The organism is Streptomyces hundungensis (assembly GCF_003627815.1).
Lineage (GTDB): Bacteria > Actinomycetota > Actinomycetes > Streptomycetales > Streptomycetaceae > Streptomyces > Streptomyces hundungensis_A.
Genome location: NZ_CP032698.1, coordinates 6,470,566 through 6,487,221, shown reverse-complemented (window position 1 = coordinate 6,487,221; position 16,656 = coordinate 6,470,566). Strand labels below are relative to the sequence as shown.

General features: G+C 71.0%; 13 protein-coding genes. 2 read left to right on the top strand and 11 right to left on the bottom strand.

Annotated features, from left to right (window positions below; translation table 11 throughout):
• Window positions 1–38: 38 nt before the first annotated feature.
• From tpiA to DWB77_RS28670, 10 genes are all read right to left on the bottom strand, one after another.
• Entirely contained in the window at window positions 39–815 is a 777-nt protein-coding gene (gene tpiA / locus DWB77_RS28715; protein ID WP_120724482.1) for a triose-phosphate isomerase, read from the bottom strand.
• Between the two features lie 6 nt (window positions 816–821).
• Window positions 822–2,033 carry a phosphoglycerate kinase gene (locus DWB77_RS28710; RefSeq protein WP_120724480.1) on the bottom strand — a complete coding sequence of 404 codons (1,212 nt, stop codon included), beginning with the start codon at window positions 2,031–2,033 and terminating at the stop codon, window positions 822–824.
• A 119-nt stretch (window positions 2,034–2,152) separates the two neighbouring features.
• Window positions 2,153–3,163 (bottom strand): type I glyceraldehyde-3-phosphate dehydrogenase, encoded by a 1,011-nt coding sequence (gene gap / locus DWB77_RS28705; RefSeq protein ID WP_120724478.1) that lies wholly within the window; start codon window positions 3,161–3,163, stop codon window positions 2,153–2,155.
• Window positions 3,164–3,373: 210 nt separating this feature from the next.
• On the bottom strand, window positions 3,374–6,322 hold the full coding sequence (locus DWB77_RS28700) for a M14 family metallopeptidase (protein ID WP_120724476.1): 2,949 nt from the start codon (window positions 6,320–6,322) through the stop codon (window positions 3,374–3,376).
• A 231-nt stretch (window positions 6,323–6,553) separates the two neighbouring features.
• Complete coding sequence (gene whiA / locus DWB77_RS28695) at window positions 6,554–7,543, bottom strand: DNA-binding protein WhiA (protein WP_120724474.1); 990 nt, start codon at window positions 7,541–7,543, stop codon at window positions 6,554–6,556.
• Complete coding sequence (locus DWB77_RS28690; RefSeq protein WP_120724472.1) at window positions 7,534–8,556, bottom strand: gluconeogenesis factor YvcK family protein; 1,023 nt, start codon at window positions 8,554–8,556, stop codon at window positions 7,534–7,536. Before DWB77_RS28690 ends, whiA begins: the two co-directional genes overlap by 10 nt.
• On the bottom strand, window positions 8,553–9,497 hold the full coding sequence (rapZ, locus tag DWB77_RS28685) for an RNase adapter RapZ (protein WP_174248639.1): 945 nt from the start codon (window positions 9,495–9,497) through the stop codon (window positions 8,553–8,555). Before rapZ ends, DWB77_RS28690 begins: the two co-directional genes overlap by 4 nt.
• Entirely contained in the window at window positions 9,494–11,662 is a 2,169-nt protein-coding gene (gene uvrC / locus DWB77_RS28680; RefSeq protein WP_120724470.1) for an excinuclease ABC subunit UvrC, read from the bottom strand. The genes rapZ and uvrC overlap by 4 nt, the downstream gene beginning before the upstream one ends.
• 518 nt (window positions 11,663–12,180) lie before the next feature.
• A complete protein-coding gene (locus DWB77_RS28675; RefSeq protein WP_120728362.1) occupies window positions 12,181–12,987 on the bottom strand; it encodes a hypothetical protein in 807 nt (268 codons plus the stop codon).
• A gap of 5 nt (window positions 12,988–12,992) precedes the next feature.
• A complete protein-coding gene (locus DWB77_RS28670; protein WP_120724468.1) occupies window positions 12,993–13,610 on the bottom strand; it encodes a papain-like cysteine protease family protein in 618 nt (205 codons plus the stop codon).
• A gap of 238 nt (window positions 13,611–13,848) precedes the next feature.
• Between DWB77_RS28670 and DWB77_RS28665 the strand changes: the two genes are divergently transcribed.
• The gene (locus DWB77_RS28665; RefSeq protein ID WP_120724466.1) at window positions 13,849–14,772 is read left to right on the top strand and encodes a hypothetical protein; all 924 of its coding nucleotides are present in this window, start codon (window positions 13,849–13,851) and stop codon (window positions 14,770–14,772) included.
• Between the two features lie 18 nt (window positions 14,773–14,790).
• Here DWB77_RS28665 and DWB77_RS28660 read toward each other — a convergent pair whose 3' ends face one another.
• Window positions 14,791–15,219, bottom strand: coding sequence for a Rieske (2Fe-2S) protein (locus tag DWB77_RS28660; RefSeq protein WP_120724464.1), 429 nt, complete (start codon window positions 15,217–15,219; stop codon window positions 14,791–14,793).
• 208 nt (window positions 15,220–15,427) lie between these two features.
• Here DWB77_RS28660 and DWB77_RS28655 point away from each other — a divergent pair, with 208 nt between their 5' ends.
• A complete protein-coding gene (locus DWB77_RS28655) occupies window positions 15,428–16,321 on the top strand; it encodes a carbohydrate kinase family protein (protein ID WP_120724462.1) in 894 nt (297 codons plus the stop codon).
• The last annotated feature ends 335 nt before the right edge of the window (window positions 16,322–16,656 follow it).

Here is a 16,656-nt window from a genome sequence, read left to right as displayed (position 1 = left end):
CCCCCGCAAGGGTACGACGGATCCGCGCTACCGCATACTTACTGGTCGCGGAAGCGGACGATCTTGACGAACTCGTCGGCGTCCAGCGCCGCGCCGCCGACCAGGGCCCCGTCCACGTCGGGCTGAGCCATGATCGCGGCCACGTTCCCGGACTTCACCGAGCCGCCGTACTGGATGCGCACCTTGTCGGCGAGCTCCTGCGAGTACAGCTCGGCGAGACGGCCGCGGATGGCGCCGCACACCTCCTGCGCGTCCTCGGGGGTCGCGACCTCGCCGGTGCCGATCGCCCACACCGGCTCGTACGCGATCACGATGGACTCGGCCTGCTCGGCCGGGACGTCCTTGAGGCCGCCGTCGAGCTGGGCCAGCGTGTGCGGGACCTGCTGTCCGGCCTTGCGGACGTCGAGGCCCTCGCCGACGCAGAGGATCGGCGTCAGGCCGTGTCGGTAGGCGGCCTTCACCTTGGCGTTGCAGAGCTCGTCGCTCTCGGCGTGGTACTGCCGGCGCTCGGAGTGGCCCACGGCGACATAGGTGCACTTCAGCTTCGCCAGCATCGCGCCCGAGATCTCGCCGGTGTAGGCACCGGATTCGTGCGCCGAGATGTCCTGGGCGCCGTACTTGATCTTGAGCTTGTCGCCGTCGACGAGGGTCTGCACGGAGCGCAGGTCGACGAAGGGCGCCAGGACCGCGACCTCGACGGCGTCGTAGTCCTTGTCGGCGAGCGCGAAGGCGAGCTTCTGGACGTGTGCGATGGCCTCGAGGTGGTTGAGGTTCATCTTCCAGTTGCCCGCCATCAGCGGGGTACGGGTGCTCACGGGTGTTCAGTCCTCCAGTGCGGCGAGGCCGGGAAGCGTCTTGCCCTCGAGGTATTCGAGGGAAGCGCCGCCGCCGGTCGAAATGTGGCCGAAGGCATTCTCGTCGAAGCCCAGGTTGCGGACGGCCGCGGCGGAGTCGCCGCCGCCGACCACGGTGAAGCCGTCGCAGTTGAGCAGGGCTCGTGCGACGGCGGTCGTGCCGCCGGCGTAGTCGGGGTGCTCGGCGACGCCCACGGGGCCGTTCCAGAAGACGGTCTCCGAGTCGGCGATCTTCGAGGCGAAGACCTCGCGGGTCTTGGGGCCGATGTCCAGGCCCTCCTGGTCCGCGGGGATCCGGTCCGCCTCGACGGTGTCGAAGTCGGCGGGGGCCTTGGTCTTCAGGTCGGGGAAGTCCTTGGAGACCAGGACGTCGACGGGGAGCACGAGCTCGACGCCGTTCGTCTCGGCGCGCTTCATGTACTCCTGGACGACCGGGATCTGGTCCTCCTGGAGCAGCGAGATGCCGACCTCGTACCCCTTGGCCTTCAGGAAGGTGTACGCCATGCCGCCGCCGATGAGGAGGCGGTCGGCCTTGCCGAGCAGCTCGTCGATGACGGCGAGCTTGTCGGAGACCTTGGCGCCGCCGAGCACCACGGTGTAGGGGCGCTTGACGTCCTCGGTCAGCTTCTTGAGGACGCCGACCTCGGTGGCGATGAGGTAGCCCGCGTAGTGCGGCAGGCGCGCCGGGAGGTCGAAGACGGAGGCGTGCTTGCGGTGTACGGCTCCGAAGCCGTCGCCCACGTAGACGTCGGCGAGGGCGGCGAGCTGGTCGGCGAAGGCGGCGCGCTCGGCGTCGTCCTTGGCCGTCTCACCGGCGTTGAACCGCAGGTTCTCGATGACCGCGACCTGGCCGGGCTGAAGCCCGTTCACCGCGTCGTGGGCGGCGGCGCCGACGGTGTCCTGGGCGAACGCGACCGGGGCGCCCAGGAGTTCACCGAGCCGCTCGGCGGCCGCGAGCAGCGAGAACTGCGGGTCCGGGGCGCCCTTGGGGCGGCCCAGGTGCGAGGCCACGACGACCTTGGCGTCGGCGGCGACGAGCGCCTTGATGGTGGGCAGCACGGCGCGGATGCGGCCGTCGTCGGTGATGCGGCCTTCTGCCAGCGGCACATTGAGGTCGGCGCGGACGAATACCCGCTTGCCCGCGACCCCTTCGGCGAGAAGTTCGTCGATCGTCTTCATGTGTGGGTGACTCCTTGGAGCTACGTGACGGGCGGTCAGGACAGGCGACAGGGCCCGTACAGCGCGTCGTTGCGCTGCCCGAGCCCTGTAGCTCACATCAGGTGCCTACCGGACCGAGGTCAGAGCTGGCCGCCGACGAAGACGGTCAGGTCGACGAGGCGGTTGGAGTAGCCCCACTCGTTGTCGTACCAGCCCAGGATCTTCACCGTCTTGCCCTCCTGGACCATGGTCAGGGAGGAGTCGAAGGTGCAGGAGGCGGCGTCGCCCACGATGTCCGAGGACACGATCGGGTCCTCGGTGTAGAACAGGACGCCCTTGAGGTCACCGTCGTCGGCGGCCTTCTTGAACGCGGCGTTGACCTCGTCCTTGGTGACCTCGCGCTGGAGCTCGACGACCAGGTCGGTGGCCGAACCGGTCGGGACCGGCACGCGCATCGCGATGCCGTCGAGCTTGCCCTTGAGCTGCGGCAGGACCAGGGCGGTGGCCTTGGCGGCGCCGGTCGTGGTCGGGATGATGTTCTCGGCGGCGGCGCGGGCGCGACGCAGGTCCGAGTGCGGGAAGTCCAGGATGCGCTGGTCGTTGGTGTACGCGTGGACCGTCGTCATCAGACCCTTGACGATGCCGAAGTTCTCGTCGAGGACCTTGGCCATCGGCGCCACACAGTTGGTGGTGCAGGAGGCGTTGGAGATGACGTGGTGGTTGGCCGCGTCGTACTTGTCCTGGTTGACGCCCATCACGATGGTGATGTCCTCGTCCTTGGCCGGAGCCGAGATGAGGACCTTCTTGGCGCCACCGGCGATGTGCTTCTCGGCGTCGGCCTTCTTGGTGAAGATGCCGGTCGACTCGATGACGATGTCGACGCCCAGCTGACCCCAGGGGATGTCGGCCGGGTTGCGCTCGGAGAGGACCTTGATGGTGTGGCCGTCGACCGTGATGGTGTCGGCGGTGTGGGTCACCTCGGCCTTGAGGCGGCCCAGAATGGTGTCGTACTTCAGCAGGTGGGCGGTGGTCGCAGTGTCACCCAGGTCGTTGACAGCCACGATCTCGATGTCCGCACCCTGCTCAAGGAGCGCGCGGAAGTAGTTGCGCCCGATGCGGCCAAAGCCGTTGATGCCTACGCGGATCGTCACGAACCGATCTCCTCGTTAGGTACGCCGGGTTTCTCGACGCCGGCGAGTTGTATGGGATGTCCCCGACCGGTTACGACCCTACCTCCCCGGGGACGGCGAAGTGACATCGAGCGCGTCCGGATGGTTCCGAAATGCCGCCCGGGACGGCCCGGTGGCCCGTACCTACCTGCGGGTACGGGCCACCGGGACCTTCGGCCCCACTACCCGGTGTCAGCGGTGCAGTGCGCTGAGCGCCTTGGCGACCAGGTGCTTGCGGTCGACGGCCGAGGGCACGTTCTCCAGACCGAAGCCGAACAGGACGGTGTCGCGGGTGGTGACGGCGGCCGAGGAGTGGAACAGCGCCTGGGAGCGGGCCCAGTCGGCGCTGTTGCCGGGGCTGCCGGCGGGCGGCCCCGGCACGTTCCAGGGGCCGAGCGCGGTTTCGAAGCCCTCGGCTCCCGAGGCCGCGCCGCCCAGGACCAGCCGGGTGTCGTCGACGAAGGCGCCGAGCCCGCCGGTGCCCGGGTCGGACACATAGGAGACGGCGACCTCGACCTGCTTGCCGGCGTACGCGGCGAGGTCGACGGAGACCTGCTGCCAGCCGTTGGACGAGCCGGTGAAACGGTTCCAGGCGCCGCTGCTGCCGCTCGCCGCACAGGCGGACGCGCCGGGCGTGAGGTAGTGCGTCAGGAAGGGGTGTTCCTTGAGGAGGAAGCCCTGTTCGCACTGGCTGGGGGCGCTGGTGGTGCTGCCTCCGTTGAGGTCCGGCAGGGTCGTCCAGTCGTCCTGGCCGACGGTGTGGGCCTCGATGATCACCTGGTCGTAACCGGGTTCGGTGTCGTAGCTGAGCTGGAGGTCGAGGCTCGGCTTCTGGGCGGCCGTCGCCCCGGTCAGGTCGACGGTGCGGGCGAGCCGCATATAGGCGTCGTCGCGGTGCTTGGCCGCGGCGAACCAGGAGCCCTCGGCCGGTTCGAACGGGGTGCGGACCCCGGGATAGTCACCCGCGGAGGCGCTTGCGAACTGCGGGAACCGGTCGGGCTTGAGGGTGTCGGAGGTGATGGTGTACGCACCGGCCGCGGTCAGCGGGCTGCCGGGAGCGGCGGCCAGCGAGGCCTTGGCTCCGGCGAGCCTTCCGGCACCGGCGAAGGCGGGCGGCGACTTGAGGCCCGCCTTGTTGTAGGCGCCGAGGTAGTACTGCGAGAAGTCGTCGGACAGGGCGCCGTCGCCGAGGTCGACGCTGCCGCCGGCCTGTTCACCGGCGTTGATCAGCTTGCCGCCCTCGTTGACGAAGTCGCGTACCGCGAACATGGTGGCCGCCGACGGCTGGGCGTCGCCGGTGTACCAGAGGACGTTCCGGAAGTGGCTGAGCACGCCGAGGGCGCTCGGGGTGCCCTGGGTCGCCACGTCCCAGACCGCGGCCTTCTTGCCGTTGTCGGCGAGCGCCCTGGTGTAGAGCGCGGCGTTCTTGGCGGGTGCGGTGCCGCCCTCGTCGGCGAGGACCAGGGTGTCGCCCTTGGGGCGCTCGGCCACGGTGTACGTGAACGGTGTGCTGGAGGTCGGCTGTCCCGCGGCGGTCCGCCCGGTGAACCACACCTGGACCCGGTCGCCGGCGTCGGCGTCCTCGACCTTGGCGCGGTACTGGTCGAAGCGGATGTTGTCGTGCCCGCCGAAGACCTTCCCGCCCTGCCAGGGCTCCAGCTCCTCGGTGTGCCTGCGGCCGCCGTTGATGCGGTAGTTGAGGGTCTTGTCGCGCACCGACTTGCGTACGGTGACGGCGACCTCCTGGTCGTCGTCGCGGGTGTACGAGGTGGCGAAGGTGTCCGGGGTGAAGTCCGGGGCGTCGATGCCGACCGAGGAGGACGGCCGGTCGGGGTGGGCTGCGGTCTCGGCGACGGAGAGCGCGAAGGGGATGTTCTTCTGGAACTCGGCCTGGATCAGCTTCTCGCTGTCGGGGAAGTTGAAGTCCGAGGGGCAGTCGGCCGGATTCCACTCGTCGGTGGGGTCCGCCTTGGACACGGTGGTGCAGGTCGACATCTCGGGGGTGAACATCATCGTGCCGTTGACGTTCGCCGCGTGCCCGTCGGCCTCGCCGTTGGTGGTGTAGAGCGCGGAGGAGACCTCCGAGTGGTAGCCGGGGATGGCCGGCTTGTCGGGGGTGCCGGCGAGCGACTTGTAGATGACGTCGTCGGGGGTCGGCGTCGCGACCTGCCAGCCCACTCCGTACAGCAACAGCTCCGCCGCGGAGTGGTAGTTGATGGCGTAGTTGAAGTGGACCCGCTTCTCGAAGGAGTCGAGCGCCTTGGTCTCGGGTTCGCTGCCCGCGCTCGGGCCGCGGTAGGTCTCGCTCGTCGGGTCGGGCGAGGAACCCTCGTCGTCGTAGCCCCACTTGTACGGGAAGTTGCGGTTCGGGTCGACGCCGTCGGCCGAGGTGATCTTCCCGTCGCCGTTGTTGTCGCGGAGGTTCTTGCGCCACAGCCGGTTGCCGGGGGTGAACGTGTAGTCGTAGCCGTCCGGGTTGGCGGATATGACGAACCACAGCTCGGTGGAGTCCACGATCTTGGTGATCCGCGGGTCCTTGCCGTAGTTGTCGAGGTAGTAGTGCATCAGCCGCCGGGTCATCTCCGGGGTGATCCACTCCCGCGCGTGCTGGTTGGACAGGTAGAGCGTGGCGGGCTTGGAGCCGTCCCTTGACTTGGTGGCGCCCTTGGTCAGCTTGACGGCGAGGATGTCCTGGCCGTTGACGGTCTTGCCGATCGACTCGACCTTGGTGAGGTCCGGGTGGGCCCTGCCGGTGTCGAGGATCTCCTGCTTCAGGCCGTTCCGGCCGCTGTAGGGGCGGAACACCCCGTCACCCGCGGCCTTGAGGCGGTTCTGGGCCTGGGCGGAGACCTTGTGCTCGGTGAGGTCGACGCCCTTGCCGCGCAGGGCCGCGGCCTGGGACTTGGTGAGGTAGAGCTCGACTCCCGCCGAGCCCTTGGCCGGCAGTGCGGCGCCCAGTTCCTGGGCGTCGGCGCCGGCCTCCAGGAGCAACGGCAGTTGTGCGCGGCTGACCTGGGCGTTCCAGACGACGATGCCCTCGCCGTCGGCTCCGCTCGGACGGGCCTGAACGGCGGGCGCCGCCACCACTCCGGCCGTCAGCAGTGATGCAGTGGCGAGGATCGCTCTCGCTCTGCGTCTCATGAGCCCCCCTTGCTGTTGTCTGCCACGAAAGTGGACAGACGCCAGGCTCATGACTGTTCATGATCATGTCAATACCGCGGGAGCCTGCGCGGGCACCGTGCGGACACAGTGCCGGGCAGGGGGCGGGCAGGGCGCGGGCTCGGCGCGGGGCAGGGCGCGGGCAGGGTGCGGAAAACGAAACCGGCGCCCACCAAGTGGGCGCCGGTGCACGGCAGTTGAGGGCGGGCCGACTCAGCCGACCAGGCCGTCCGCCATCTCCTCCGTCAGATTGGACTCGGTGCCGGGGATCCCCAGGTCCTGGGCCCGCTTGTCGGCCATCGCGAGCAGCCGGCGGATCCGGCCCGCGACGGCGTCCTTGGTCAGCGGCGGGTCGGCGAGCGCGCCCAGCTCCTCCAGGGAGGCCTGCTTGTGCTCCATGCGCAGCCGGCCGGCCGCCGCGAGGTGTTCGGGGACCTCGTCGGCCAGGATCTCCAAAGCACGCTGGACGCGGGCTCCGGCGGCGACCGCGGCCCGGGCCGAGCGGCGCAGGTTGGCGTCGTCGAAGTTGGCGAGGCGGTTGGCGGTGGCCCGCACCTCGCGGCGCATCCGCCGCTCCTCCCAGGCGAGCACCGACTCGTGCGCGCCGAGCCGGGTGAGCAGCGCGCCGATCGCGTCACCGTCCCGCACGACCACCCGGTCCACACCGCGGACCTCGCGTGCCTTGGCCGCGATCTGGAGCCGCCGTGCGGCACCGACCAGGGCGAGGGCCGCCTCCGGGCCCGGGCAGGTCACTTCGAGGGACGAGGAGCGGCCCGGCTCGGTCAGCGAGCCGTGCGCCAGGAACGCGCCGCGCCAGGCGGCCTCCGCGTCACAGGTGGCCCCCGAGACCACCTGGGGCGGCAGACCGCGGATGGGACGGCCGCGGCCGTCGACGAGCCCGGTCTGGCGAGCCAGCTGATCGCCGCCCGCCACGACCCGCACGACGAAACGTGAGCCTCTGCGCAGGCCGCCCGGGGCCATCACGATCAGCTCGGAGCTGTGCCCGAAGATCTCCAGAATGTCCCGCTTGAGCCGACGTGCCGCCATCGCGGTGTCCAGCTCCGCCTCGATCACAATGCGGCCGCTCACCAGGTGCAGCCCGCCCGCGAATCGAAGAATCGCCGAGACCTCCGCCTTCCGACAGCAGGTCCGGGTGACGGGCAGCCGGGAAATCTCGTCCTTCACCGCCGGCGTCATCGCCATGGGCCGATCCTTCCATGCATCCGAAAAATACGGTCGTACGCGGCGGCCAACAGCTCCGGATCGTGCTTCGGAGAACCATCGGGCCTGGCCACGGGCGCCAGCTCGACCTCGGCTCCGAGCCGTTTCGCGGCTTCGGTCAGGCTCCCCCGGTCGGGCACGGCGGCCACATCGGCCAGCACCACGTCGAAGGCGAGTTTAGGGGCGTGTCGTCCCAAAACCTCCAAATGACGCTGCGGTGAGAAGCCATCGGTTTCACCCGGTTGTGGCGCGAGGTTCAGCGAGAGGACCTTGCGGGCCTTGGTCTCGGTGAGCGCGTCCAGCAGTTCGGGGACCATCAGATGCGGGATGACGGAGGAGAACCAGGAGCCCGGGCCGAGCACCACCCAGTCCGCGTCGAGCACCGCGGCGACCGCTTCGGGGACGGCCGGCGGGTCGTGCGGGACCAGGTGCACGGAGAGCACCTCGCCGGGCGTGAGCGCCACCGTGGCCTGCCCGCGCACGGTGTCCACGTCATCGGGGCGCGCCACGTCGTGACCCCGTACGAGGGCCTCCAGCTCCAGCGGCACCGCCGACATCGGCAGCACCCGGCCCTGCGCGCCGAGCAGCTTTCCGACCAGGTCGAGGGCCTGCACATGGTCGCCGAGCTGTTCCCACAGGGCGACGATCAAGAGGTTGCCCACGGCGTGCTCGTGCAGCTCGCCCTGGGACTGGAAGCGGTGCTGGATGACCCGGGCCCAGGTCTGGCCCCAGTCGTCGTCGCCGCAGAGCGCGGCCAGGGCCTTGCGCAGGTCGCCCGGCGGCAGCACGCCCAGTTCCTCGCGGAGCCGGCCGCTGGAGCCGCCGTCGTCGGCGACGGTGACGACGGCCGTCAGGTCGCCGGTGATCCGGCGCAGGGCGGCGAGCGAGGCCGACAGGCCCATGCCGCCGCCGAGCGCGACGACCTTGGGCTGGGCGCCCCGCTTGCGACCGGTGCGCAGCACCGGCCCGGCGGTGCGCCGGCGGTACACCTTCACTCGCGCCCCATGTCCCGGTGGACGACGACGGTCTCGATCCCCTCGGAGGCCAGGCGGGCGGCGAGCTTCTCGGACATGGCGACCGAGCGGTGCTTGCCGCCGGTGCAGCCGACCGCGATCGTCACGTACCGCTTGCCCTCGCGGCGGTAGCCGGCGGCGATCAGCTGGAGCAGCTCGCTGTACTGGTCGAGGAACTCCTTGGCACCCGGCTGCCCGAAGACATAGCCCGACACCTCCTCGTTGAGGCCGGTGTACGGACGCAGCTCCGGCACCCAGTGCGGGTTGGGCAGGAAGCGGCAGTCGACCACCAGGTCCGCGTCGACCGGCAGGCCGTACTTGTAGCCGAACGACATGACGGTGGCGCGTAGCTCCGGCTCCTCGTCGCCCGCGAACTGGGCGTCCATCTTGGCGCGCAGCTCATGGACGTTGAGGCTGGAGGTGTCGATCACCAGGTCGGCGTCGCCGCGCAGCTCGCGCAGCAGGTCGCGCTCGGCGGCGATGCCGTCGACGATGCGGCCGTCGCCCTGGAGCGGGTGGGGGCGGCGCACCGACTCGAAGCGGCGCACCAGGGCGTCGTCGGAGGACTCCAAAAAGACGATCCTGCGGGTCACCTCCTTGGCGTCGAGGTCGGCGAGCGACTCGCGGAGGTTGTCGAAGAACCTGCGGCCGCGCACGTCGACGACGACGGCGATGCGCGCCACGTTGCCCTGGGAGCGGGCGCCGAGCTCCACCATGGTGGGGATCAGCGCGGGCGGCAGGTTGTCGACGACGAACCAGCCGAGGTCCTCCAGGCACTTGGCCGCGGTGCTGCGCCCGGCGCCCGACATACCGGAGATGATCACCAGCTCGGGGATGGGCGCATCGGCCCCGCCGGCCTCGATCGTCGTGCCCGTACTCACGTCTACTCCCGCGTCTCGGTCTTCTTCGTGCTGGTCGGTCATGTCGTGCTGCCCCCGTCGTCCTCTTCCATGATCTCTCCTGTCGCCGTATTCACGGCGGGCGCGGCCGGAACCGCTTCGGCGAGGGCCGCGGCAACGGTCTCGGCCGTCTTGCGGCCTATGCCGGGGACCTCGCAGATCTCGTCGATTGTCGCCGACCGGAGCCTCTTCACCGAGCCGAAATGCTTGATCAGAGCATGCTTGCGGGTGTCGCCGAGGCCGGGCACCGCATCCAGCGGCCCCGCCTTGAAGCGCTTGGTCCGTTTGGCCCGCTGATAGGTGATGGCGAAGCGGTGGGCCTCGTCACGCACCCGCTGGAGGAGGTAGAGCCCCTCGCTGGAGCGGGGCAGCACCACCGGGTCGTCCTCCTCGGGCACCCAGACCTCTTCGAGCCGCTTGGCGAGGCCGCACACGGCGATGTCGTCGATGCCCAGCTCGTCCAGGGCCCGCTTGGCGGCGGCGACCTGGGGGCGGCCGCCGTCGACGACCAGGAGCTGGGGCGGGTAGGCGAAGCGCTTGGGCCGGCCGTCCTCGTCCTGGAGCGCGGACACCTCCCCCGAGTGCGGGGCGGGCGCCGGGCCGGCCGGATCGCCGGGGCCGCCCCGGCCAGGCGCGTCCGTCGGTCGGCCGGACGCGTCCACCAGCTCACCAACGCTCTGGAGTTCACCGTGGGGCTGGAGTTCATTGACGGTCTGGAGTTCACCGACGGTCCGGCCGGACGTGTCCGCGCCGCCCGAACTCTCCTCCTCGACCCACTCCCCCGTACGCGCCTTCTCCGACAGATAGCGCTTGAAGCGGCGGCTGATCACCTCGTGCATCGACCGGACGTCGTCCTGGCCCTCGAAGCCCTTGATCTGGAAGCGTCGGTACTCGCTCTTGCGGGCGAGGCCGTCCTCGAAGACGACCATCGAGGCCACCACGTCGTCGCCCTGGAGGTGGGAGATGTCGAAGCATTCGATGCGCAGGGGCGCGCTGTCCAGCTCCAGGGCGGTGGCGATCTCCTCCAGGGCCCGCGAGCGCGTCGTCAGGTCCGAGGCGCGCTTGGTCTTGTGCAGGACCAGGGCCTGCTGGGCGTTGCGGGCGACCGTCACCATCAGGGCCTTCTTGTCGCCGCGCTGGGGGATGCGCAGCGAGACGGCCGAGCCGCGGCGGCTCGCCAGCCAGCCGCTCACCGCGTCCGCGTCCTCGGGGAGCGCCGGGACCAGGACCTCCTTGGGCACGGAGTCGCCGGTCTCCTCGCCGTACAGCTGCTGGAGCGCGTGCTCGACCAGACCCGCGGTGTCGACGGCCTCGACCTTGTCGGTGACCCAGCCGCGCTGGCCGCGCACCCGGCCGCCGCGGACGTGGAAGATCTGGACGGCCGCCTCCAGCTCGTCCTCGGCCACCGCGATGAGGTCGGCGTCGGTGGCGTCGTTGAAGACGATCGCGTTCTTCTCCAGGGCCTTCTTGAGCGCCCCCAGGTCGTCCCGGAGCCGGGCCGCCCGCTCGTACTCCATGTCCTCGGCCGCGGCCATCATCTGCTGCTCGACGCGGCGCAGATAGGCGCCGGTGCGGCCGGCCATGAAGTCGCTGAAGTCCTCGGCCAGTTCGCGGTGTTCCTCGGGGGTGACGCGGCCGACGCAGGGGGCCGCGCACTTGCCGATGTAACCGAGCAGACAGGGGCGGCCGATCTGGGCCGAGCGCTTGAAGACGCCCGCCGAGCAGGTGCGGACCGGGAAGACGCGCAGCATCAGGTCGACGGTCTCGCGGATCGCCCAGGCGTGGCTGTACGGGCCGAAGTAGCGCACGCCCTTCTTCTTGGCGCCGCGCATGACCTGGACGCGCGGGAACTCCTCGTTCATCGTCACCGCGAGGTAGGGGTAGCTCTTGTCGTCGCGGTACTTGACGTTGAAACGCGGGTCGAACTCCTTGATCCAGGAGTACTCGAGCTGGAGCGCCTCGACCTCGGTGGCGACGACGGTCCACTCCACGGAGGCGGCCGTGGTGACCATCGTGGCCGTGCGCGGGTGCAGGCTCGTCAACGGCTGGAAGTAGTTGGCGAGCCGCTGGCGCAGGGACTTCGCCTTCCCGACGTAGATCACCCGGCGGTGTTCGTCGCGGAATTTGTAGACCCCCGGCGAGTCGGGGATCTGTCCCGGCTTGGGGCGGTAGCTGGAGGGGTCTGCCATGGCCACCACCCTACTGGCGGCCACCGACAACGCGGCCGCCACCGACCCCGTCCTCAATCGCCGGACGGGCTGGGCCTGCCGATGCGGGCCGGCACCCGTCCTGCCAGGGGCGCGGGGAAGTGCGCGAGACGCGGGCACGGTCCGCAGCCAAAGCCCCTGGGGCTCCGCCCCAGACCCCGTATCGCGCCTAAAGGGCGCTCGTCCTCAATCGCCGGACGGGCTGAGGCGGCCGATGCTGGCCCGCACCGAGCGCCTAAGGGGCGCGGGGAACTGCGCGCCCAGCCACCTGCGGCCCGCAGCCGAAAACGGGTTTTCAGGGGCGCGAGGAACTGCGCGAGAAGCGACCACGGCCCGCAGGGAGAGCGGGTTTCAGGGGCGCGGGGAACTGCGCGAGAAGCGACCACGGTCCGCAGGATCGAGAGGGTTTAGGGGCGCGGGGAACTGCGCGGGACGGGGTCCGGTCCGCCGGGGTGGGGGTGGGCCGGGGCGGGGCGTTGGGCCCCGCACCGGCCCGGTCGCTACGCCCGCACCGCCCCACGCCGGCGAAGCCGCCAAGCCGCACCCAGACCGAGCACCAGCACAACCCCCGCCCCGGCGGACACCGGACCCAGAGGAGTACCACCCCCGGCGGCGGCAGCCGGAACCAGAGGACTGCCGACCCCGGTGGCGGCGGGCGCCTCGGCGTACCCGCCCGCCTCGCCCGCCCTGTCATACGCCGACCCCGGCAGCTTGTCCCCATAAGCCCGATGGACGCGCTGACGGTATCCGGCGAGGCTGGTGCCACCCGCGCCGATCGCCTTGACGGCGTCCTCGTCGAGGGGCAGCACCTTGCTGTCCTTCGCCACGTACCAGGCGTTGATCTGCGGCTCCTGGAACACGGTGCCGCCGGGGAGTTTCGCGGCGCCGGCCGTGGCGTAACGGGACTCGTCGTCGCCGGTGGCTATGTTGACCACCTTCCAGGACGAGCCCTCGGGGACCGTCCACAGGGATGCCTTCTGGCCGTCGGAGGCGACGGCCGTGGAGGCGAGGTACTCCAGTTGCGCGACGGGGGCGCCCGCCTTGCCCGCCACGAACTGCGGCGAGAGCGTGTAGACGGGTACCGCGTCGCCCTCGATGTGCGGGGCGGCGGCCGTGAGCGCCACCTTGCCGTCCCGCGCGAAGAAGCGGGAGAGCGTGTCGAGGGTGGCGGGTGCGGACGCGGCCTGGCGGGCCGCGGCCCGGGACTGCGCGGAGGCGTTCGGCGCCTGGTCGGCGACGGCGTGCGGGGCGGCCAGTGCGACAAGCGCGACGGCGACGGTCACGGGTGCGAGGCGGGTCACCTTCATCGTCGTCACGCCCCGATCCGGTACAGCGAGTGGGTCCAGGAGAAGGAGTTGTTGTTCACGTACCAGTCGTGCGACGCCCAGTTGTAGCGGGTGCTGGAGGGCCAGGGGTCGCCCCAGTACACCCAGGTGCTGGCGTCGTCGTAGCCGTACACGACGTGCATGTGACCGCCGCCGCTGGACCACTGGATGCGGGTCTCGATCGGACGGTTGTTGTTGATCTCGGTCTGAACGGTCGAATAGCGCAGCCAACCGGTCACATAGGAGCCCGAGTTGATGCCGGCCCAGTCGAGGGCGGTCTGCACATTGCCCAGGTTGGCCTGCCAGTTGGGGCAGTCGTAGCCCTGCGTCCGGCCGAACGCCGCGTTGCAGAACTGGTTCTGGGTGTAGGAGCGTCCGAACCAGGTGGCGATGGTGTTTCCGCTGCCGGCCCAGCACCAGTTGTCCTTCTGCTGGGACTGCATGGTGATGTTGAGGCGCTTGGAACCGGCAGCGCTCGCCGCGGCGGCTGCGGCGGGCACCGGCTTGTCGTTGTGCGGGGCGGCGGTGGCTGTTGCCGTGGGGGCGGCAAACAGGGCCGCCACCACGAGGGTGAGGGCGGACAGCCGTCTGTTCTTGCTGCGCATCGCGTTCCTCCCATGGCGGGGTGGGGGGTTGGGGATGGTGGAGGATCGCGTCCGGACGCTTGTTGTCGAGCATCGCCCGTTGTCGAGAACAGGTCAACGCGCTTCAATGCGGGGTGGGACGCGGGTGTGAACGAAGTGGCCGGAGTGTGAACAGCTCCTTCCCCGCCACCAGGTTTTCCCCGACCTGTTGCCGCCCCGCGTCCGCCCCCCACCGTGAACGTTCACTGAGGAGTCCCCCATGCTCCACACCGAGGCCGACCTGAAGCAGGTGCTCCACACCGGCCCGTTCCATCTGGCGCTGCGCGCCGCGCTGTCCGTACGGGGCCTGCCGCTCCAGCGCGTGCAGCACCATCTCGCCGGACGCGGCATCAAGGTCGGTGTCACCAGCCTGAGTTACTGGCAGCAAGGGGCGCGCCGGCCGCAGCGCCCCGAGTCGCTGCGCGCGGTCCGCGGGCTCGAAGAGGTGCTCGGTCTGCCCGCGAACTCCCTGCTGCGCCTGCTCGACGACACCTCGGCGACCGAGGTGGAGCGCCCCGCGGGACGCTCCTACCGTTCGCTCGTCGAGGCCTCGGGGGTGGTGGAGCAGCTCATCGCGGGGCTCGAAACCCCGGTGGACGGCGGTCTGCACACCGTCGGCCACCACGAACGCGTCCGTATCGGCGCGGCCCGGGAACTGCGCGGCCGGGACTCGCAACACGTCGTACGGGCCCACCGCGACGGCGTCGACCGCTATCTGGCCATCCACCGCGGGGACGCGGGCTGCGATCCGGCCCGGGTGGAGGTGCGCGCGGGCGAGAACTGCCGCACCGGGCGCGTCCGTTGGGACGCGGCCAGCGGAGTCCTGGTCGCCGAGCTGCTCTTCGACACCCGGCTGCGGGCCGGCGAGACGTATCTGTTCGGCTACGGCTTCGAGGACGGTACGGGCGGTCCGAGCCGGGAGTACGTACGCGGCTTCGCCTTCGCGGGCGGCCAGTACGTCCTTCAGGTGCGGTTCGACGAGCGGGCCCTGCCGGCCCGCTGCCGCCGCTTCGCCCAGACCTCCACCGGCGCCACCCGCTCCGGCCGCAGCGACCTCACCCTCAGCGGACGCCACCGTTCGGTGCACCTGGTGGAGCAGGGGGTACGGCCGGGGATCCTAGGGGTGGACTGGGACTGGGAGTGAGCGCGGGGGCCTGTCGGGTCAGGCGTCGGGGCCGGCTACGAGCTGGCCGTCCTTGAGCTTCACCGGCACCGGGGGCAGCGGCACGGTGGCCGGGCCGTGGACGGGCTTGCCGGTCATCACGTTGAAGCGGCTGCCGTGGCAGGGGCAGTTCGCGTGGCCGTCCTCGATCTTGTCCAGGAGGCAGCCGGCGTGCGTGCACTGGGCGCTGAACGCCTTGTACTCACCCTTGGCCGGGCAGCTCACCATGACCCGCTGCTCGCGGTAGAGCTTGGCACCGCCGACGGGGACCGCGTCGGGCGAACCGAGCGGCTCGGGGGCGGTGGGGGTGGGGTTCTCGGCGTGGCCGAGCTTGGAGTCGGTGGAGCAGGCGGCCACGCCGATCCCCACGGCCCCGCCGAGGGCGGCGCCTTTCAGCACGGTGCGACGGGCGGCGGGCTTGCCGGTCATGGGCTGTCTCCACTGATCACTGGTCTTGTCCTGGTCGGCCGTGCGGCGACCGACCCGGCCGCCACAACCGACCGGGGTTGCCCGATCGACGATACCGGCGCGGATCGCCCGCTCGGCGCCGGGGCTCCCCGGCGGCGGGGCTGCCCGTGCGGCGGGGCTCCCGGCGGCGGGCTGCCCGTGCGCCGTGGGATGGGTTACGTTCTGGGCCGTGATCGTCGTCGCCGGAGAATCCCTCATCGACCTGGTGCCGCGGCACCCCGAAGATCCCCTGGGGCCGCTGGCACCCCGGCCCGGCGGCGGCCCGTACAACACCGCGGTGGCCCTGGGGCGGCTCGGGGCGCGGGCCGCCTTCTGTTCCCGGGTCTCCACGGACGGCTTCGGCGAGGCCCTGCTGGGCGGGCTACGCACGGCCGGGGTGGACACGTCCCTGGTGCAGCGCGGTCCGGAGCCGACGACGCTCGCCGTGGCGAACGTGGCCCCGGACGGCTCCGCGGGATACGGCTTCTACGCGGACGGCACCGCCGACCGCCTCTTCGCACTCCCCCCTCAACTGCCGCCCGCGGCGACCGCGTTGGCCCTCGGCACCTGCTCCCTGATCCTGGAGCCGGGCGCGAGCGCCTATGAGGCGCTGCTGCGCCGGGAGTCCGGGCGGGGCCTGCTCACCCTGCTCGACCCCAACATCCGTCCACCCCTGATCCCGGACCCCGACGCCTATCGCGCCCGGTTCCGCGGCTGGCTGCCGTACGTCTCCGTCCTGAAGCTGTCCGAGGAGGACGCGGAGTGGCTGGGCGGAACGCCTGAGGAGTGGCTCGCGGCGGGACCCCGGGCGGTGGTCCTGACGAAGGGCGCGCGGGGCCTGACGGCCCACACCAGGGAGGGTGCCGAGCACTCGGTTCCCGCCGAGCGGGTGGAGGTGGTGGACACGATCGGGGCGGGCGACACGGTGAACGCGGCGCTGCTGCACCACGTCCCGAGCGTGTCCGCGCTGGCGGCGGCGGACTGGCCTCGTGTTCTGCGTTACGCGGCGAGGGTGGCGGCGCTGACCTGTGCGAAGGAGGGGGCTCAGCCGCCCATGGCCGAGGAGCTCGGCCCGCTCTCCTGACCCTGGCGGCCCTGGCGCGCCGGGTGCGGCCCTGGCCGCGCGGGGGTTCGGCGCCGGCCGCGCCGGGGCTGTTTGCGCAGTTCCCCGCGCCCCTATCAGGTCCGTTCCCAGCTGGCCGCCGTATGTGGCTGATCGCGCAGTTCCCCGCGCCCCCAAACAACAGGACCGCTCCCGGCTGACCGCCGCACGTGGCTGATCGCGCAGTTCCCCGCGCCCCCAAACAACAGGACCGCTCCCGGCTGACCGCCGCACGTGGCCGGTCGCGCAGTTCCCCGCGCCCCCAAACAACAGGACCGCTCCCGGCTGACCGCCGCACGTGGCCGGTCGCGCAGTTC

What these genes read in the sequence shown, in the direction of transcription:
- DWB77_RS28710 (WP_120724480.1), bottom strand. Translation starts at nt 2,033, where the DNA reads ATGAAGACGATCGACGAACTTCTCGCCGAAGGGGTCGCGGGCAAGCGG.
- DWB77_RS28700 (WP_120724476.1), bottom strand. Translation starts at nt 6,322, where the DNA reads ATGAGACGCAGAGCGAGAGCGATCCTCGCCACTGCATCACTGCTGACG.
- whiA (WP_120724474.1), bottom strand. Translation starts at nt 7,543, where the DNA reads ATGGCGATGACGCCGGCGGTGAAGGACGAGATTTCCCGGCTGCCCGTC.
- rapZ (WP_174248639.1), bottom strand. Translation starts at nt 9,497, where the DNA reads ATGACCGACCAGCACGAAGAAGACCGAGACGCGGGAGTAGACGTGAGT.
- uvrC (WP_120724470.1), bottom strand. Translation starts at nt 11,662, where the DNA reads ATGGCAGACCCCTCCAGCTACCGCCCCAAGCCGGGACAGATCCCCGAC.
- DWB77_RS28675 (WP_120728362.1), bottom strand. Translation starts at nt 12,987, where the DNA reads ATGAAGGTGACCCGCCTCGCACCCGTGACCGTCGCCGTCGCGCTTGTC.
- DWB77_RS28670 (WP_120724468.1), bottom strand. Translation starts at nt 13,610, where the DNA reads ATGCGCAGCAAGAACAGACGGCTGTCCGCCCTCACCCTCGTGGTGGCG.
- DWB77_RS28665 (WP_120724466.1), top strand. Translation starts at nt 13,849, where the DNA reads ATGCTCCACACCGAGGCCGACCTGAAGCAGGTGCTCCACACCGGCCCG.
- DWB77_RS28660 (WP_120724464.1), bottom strand. Translation starts at nt 15,219, where the DNA reads ATGACCGGCAAGCCCGCCGCCCGTCGCACCGTGCTGAAAGGCGCCGCC.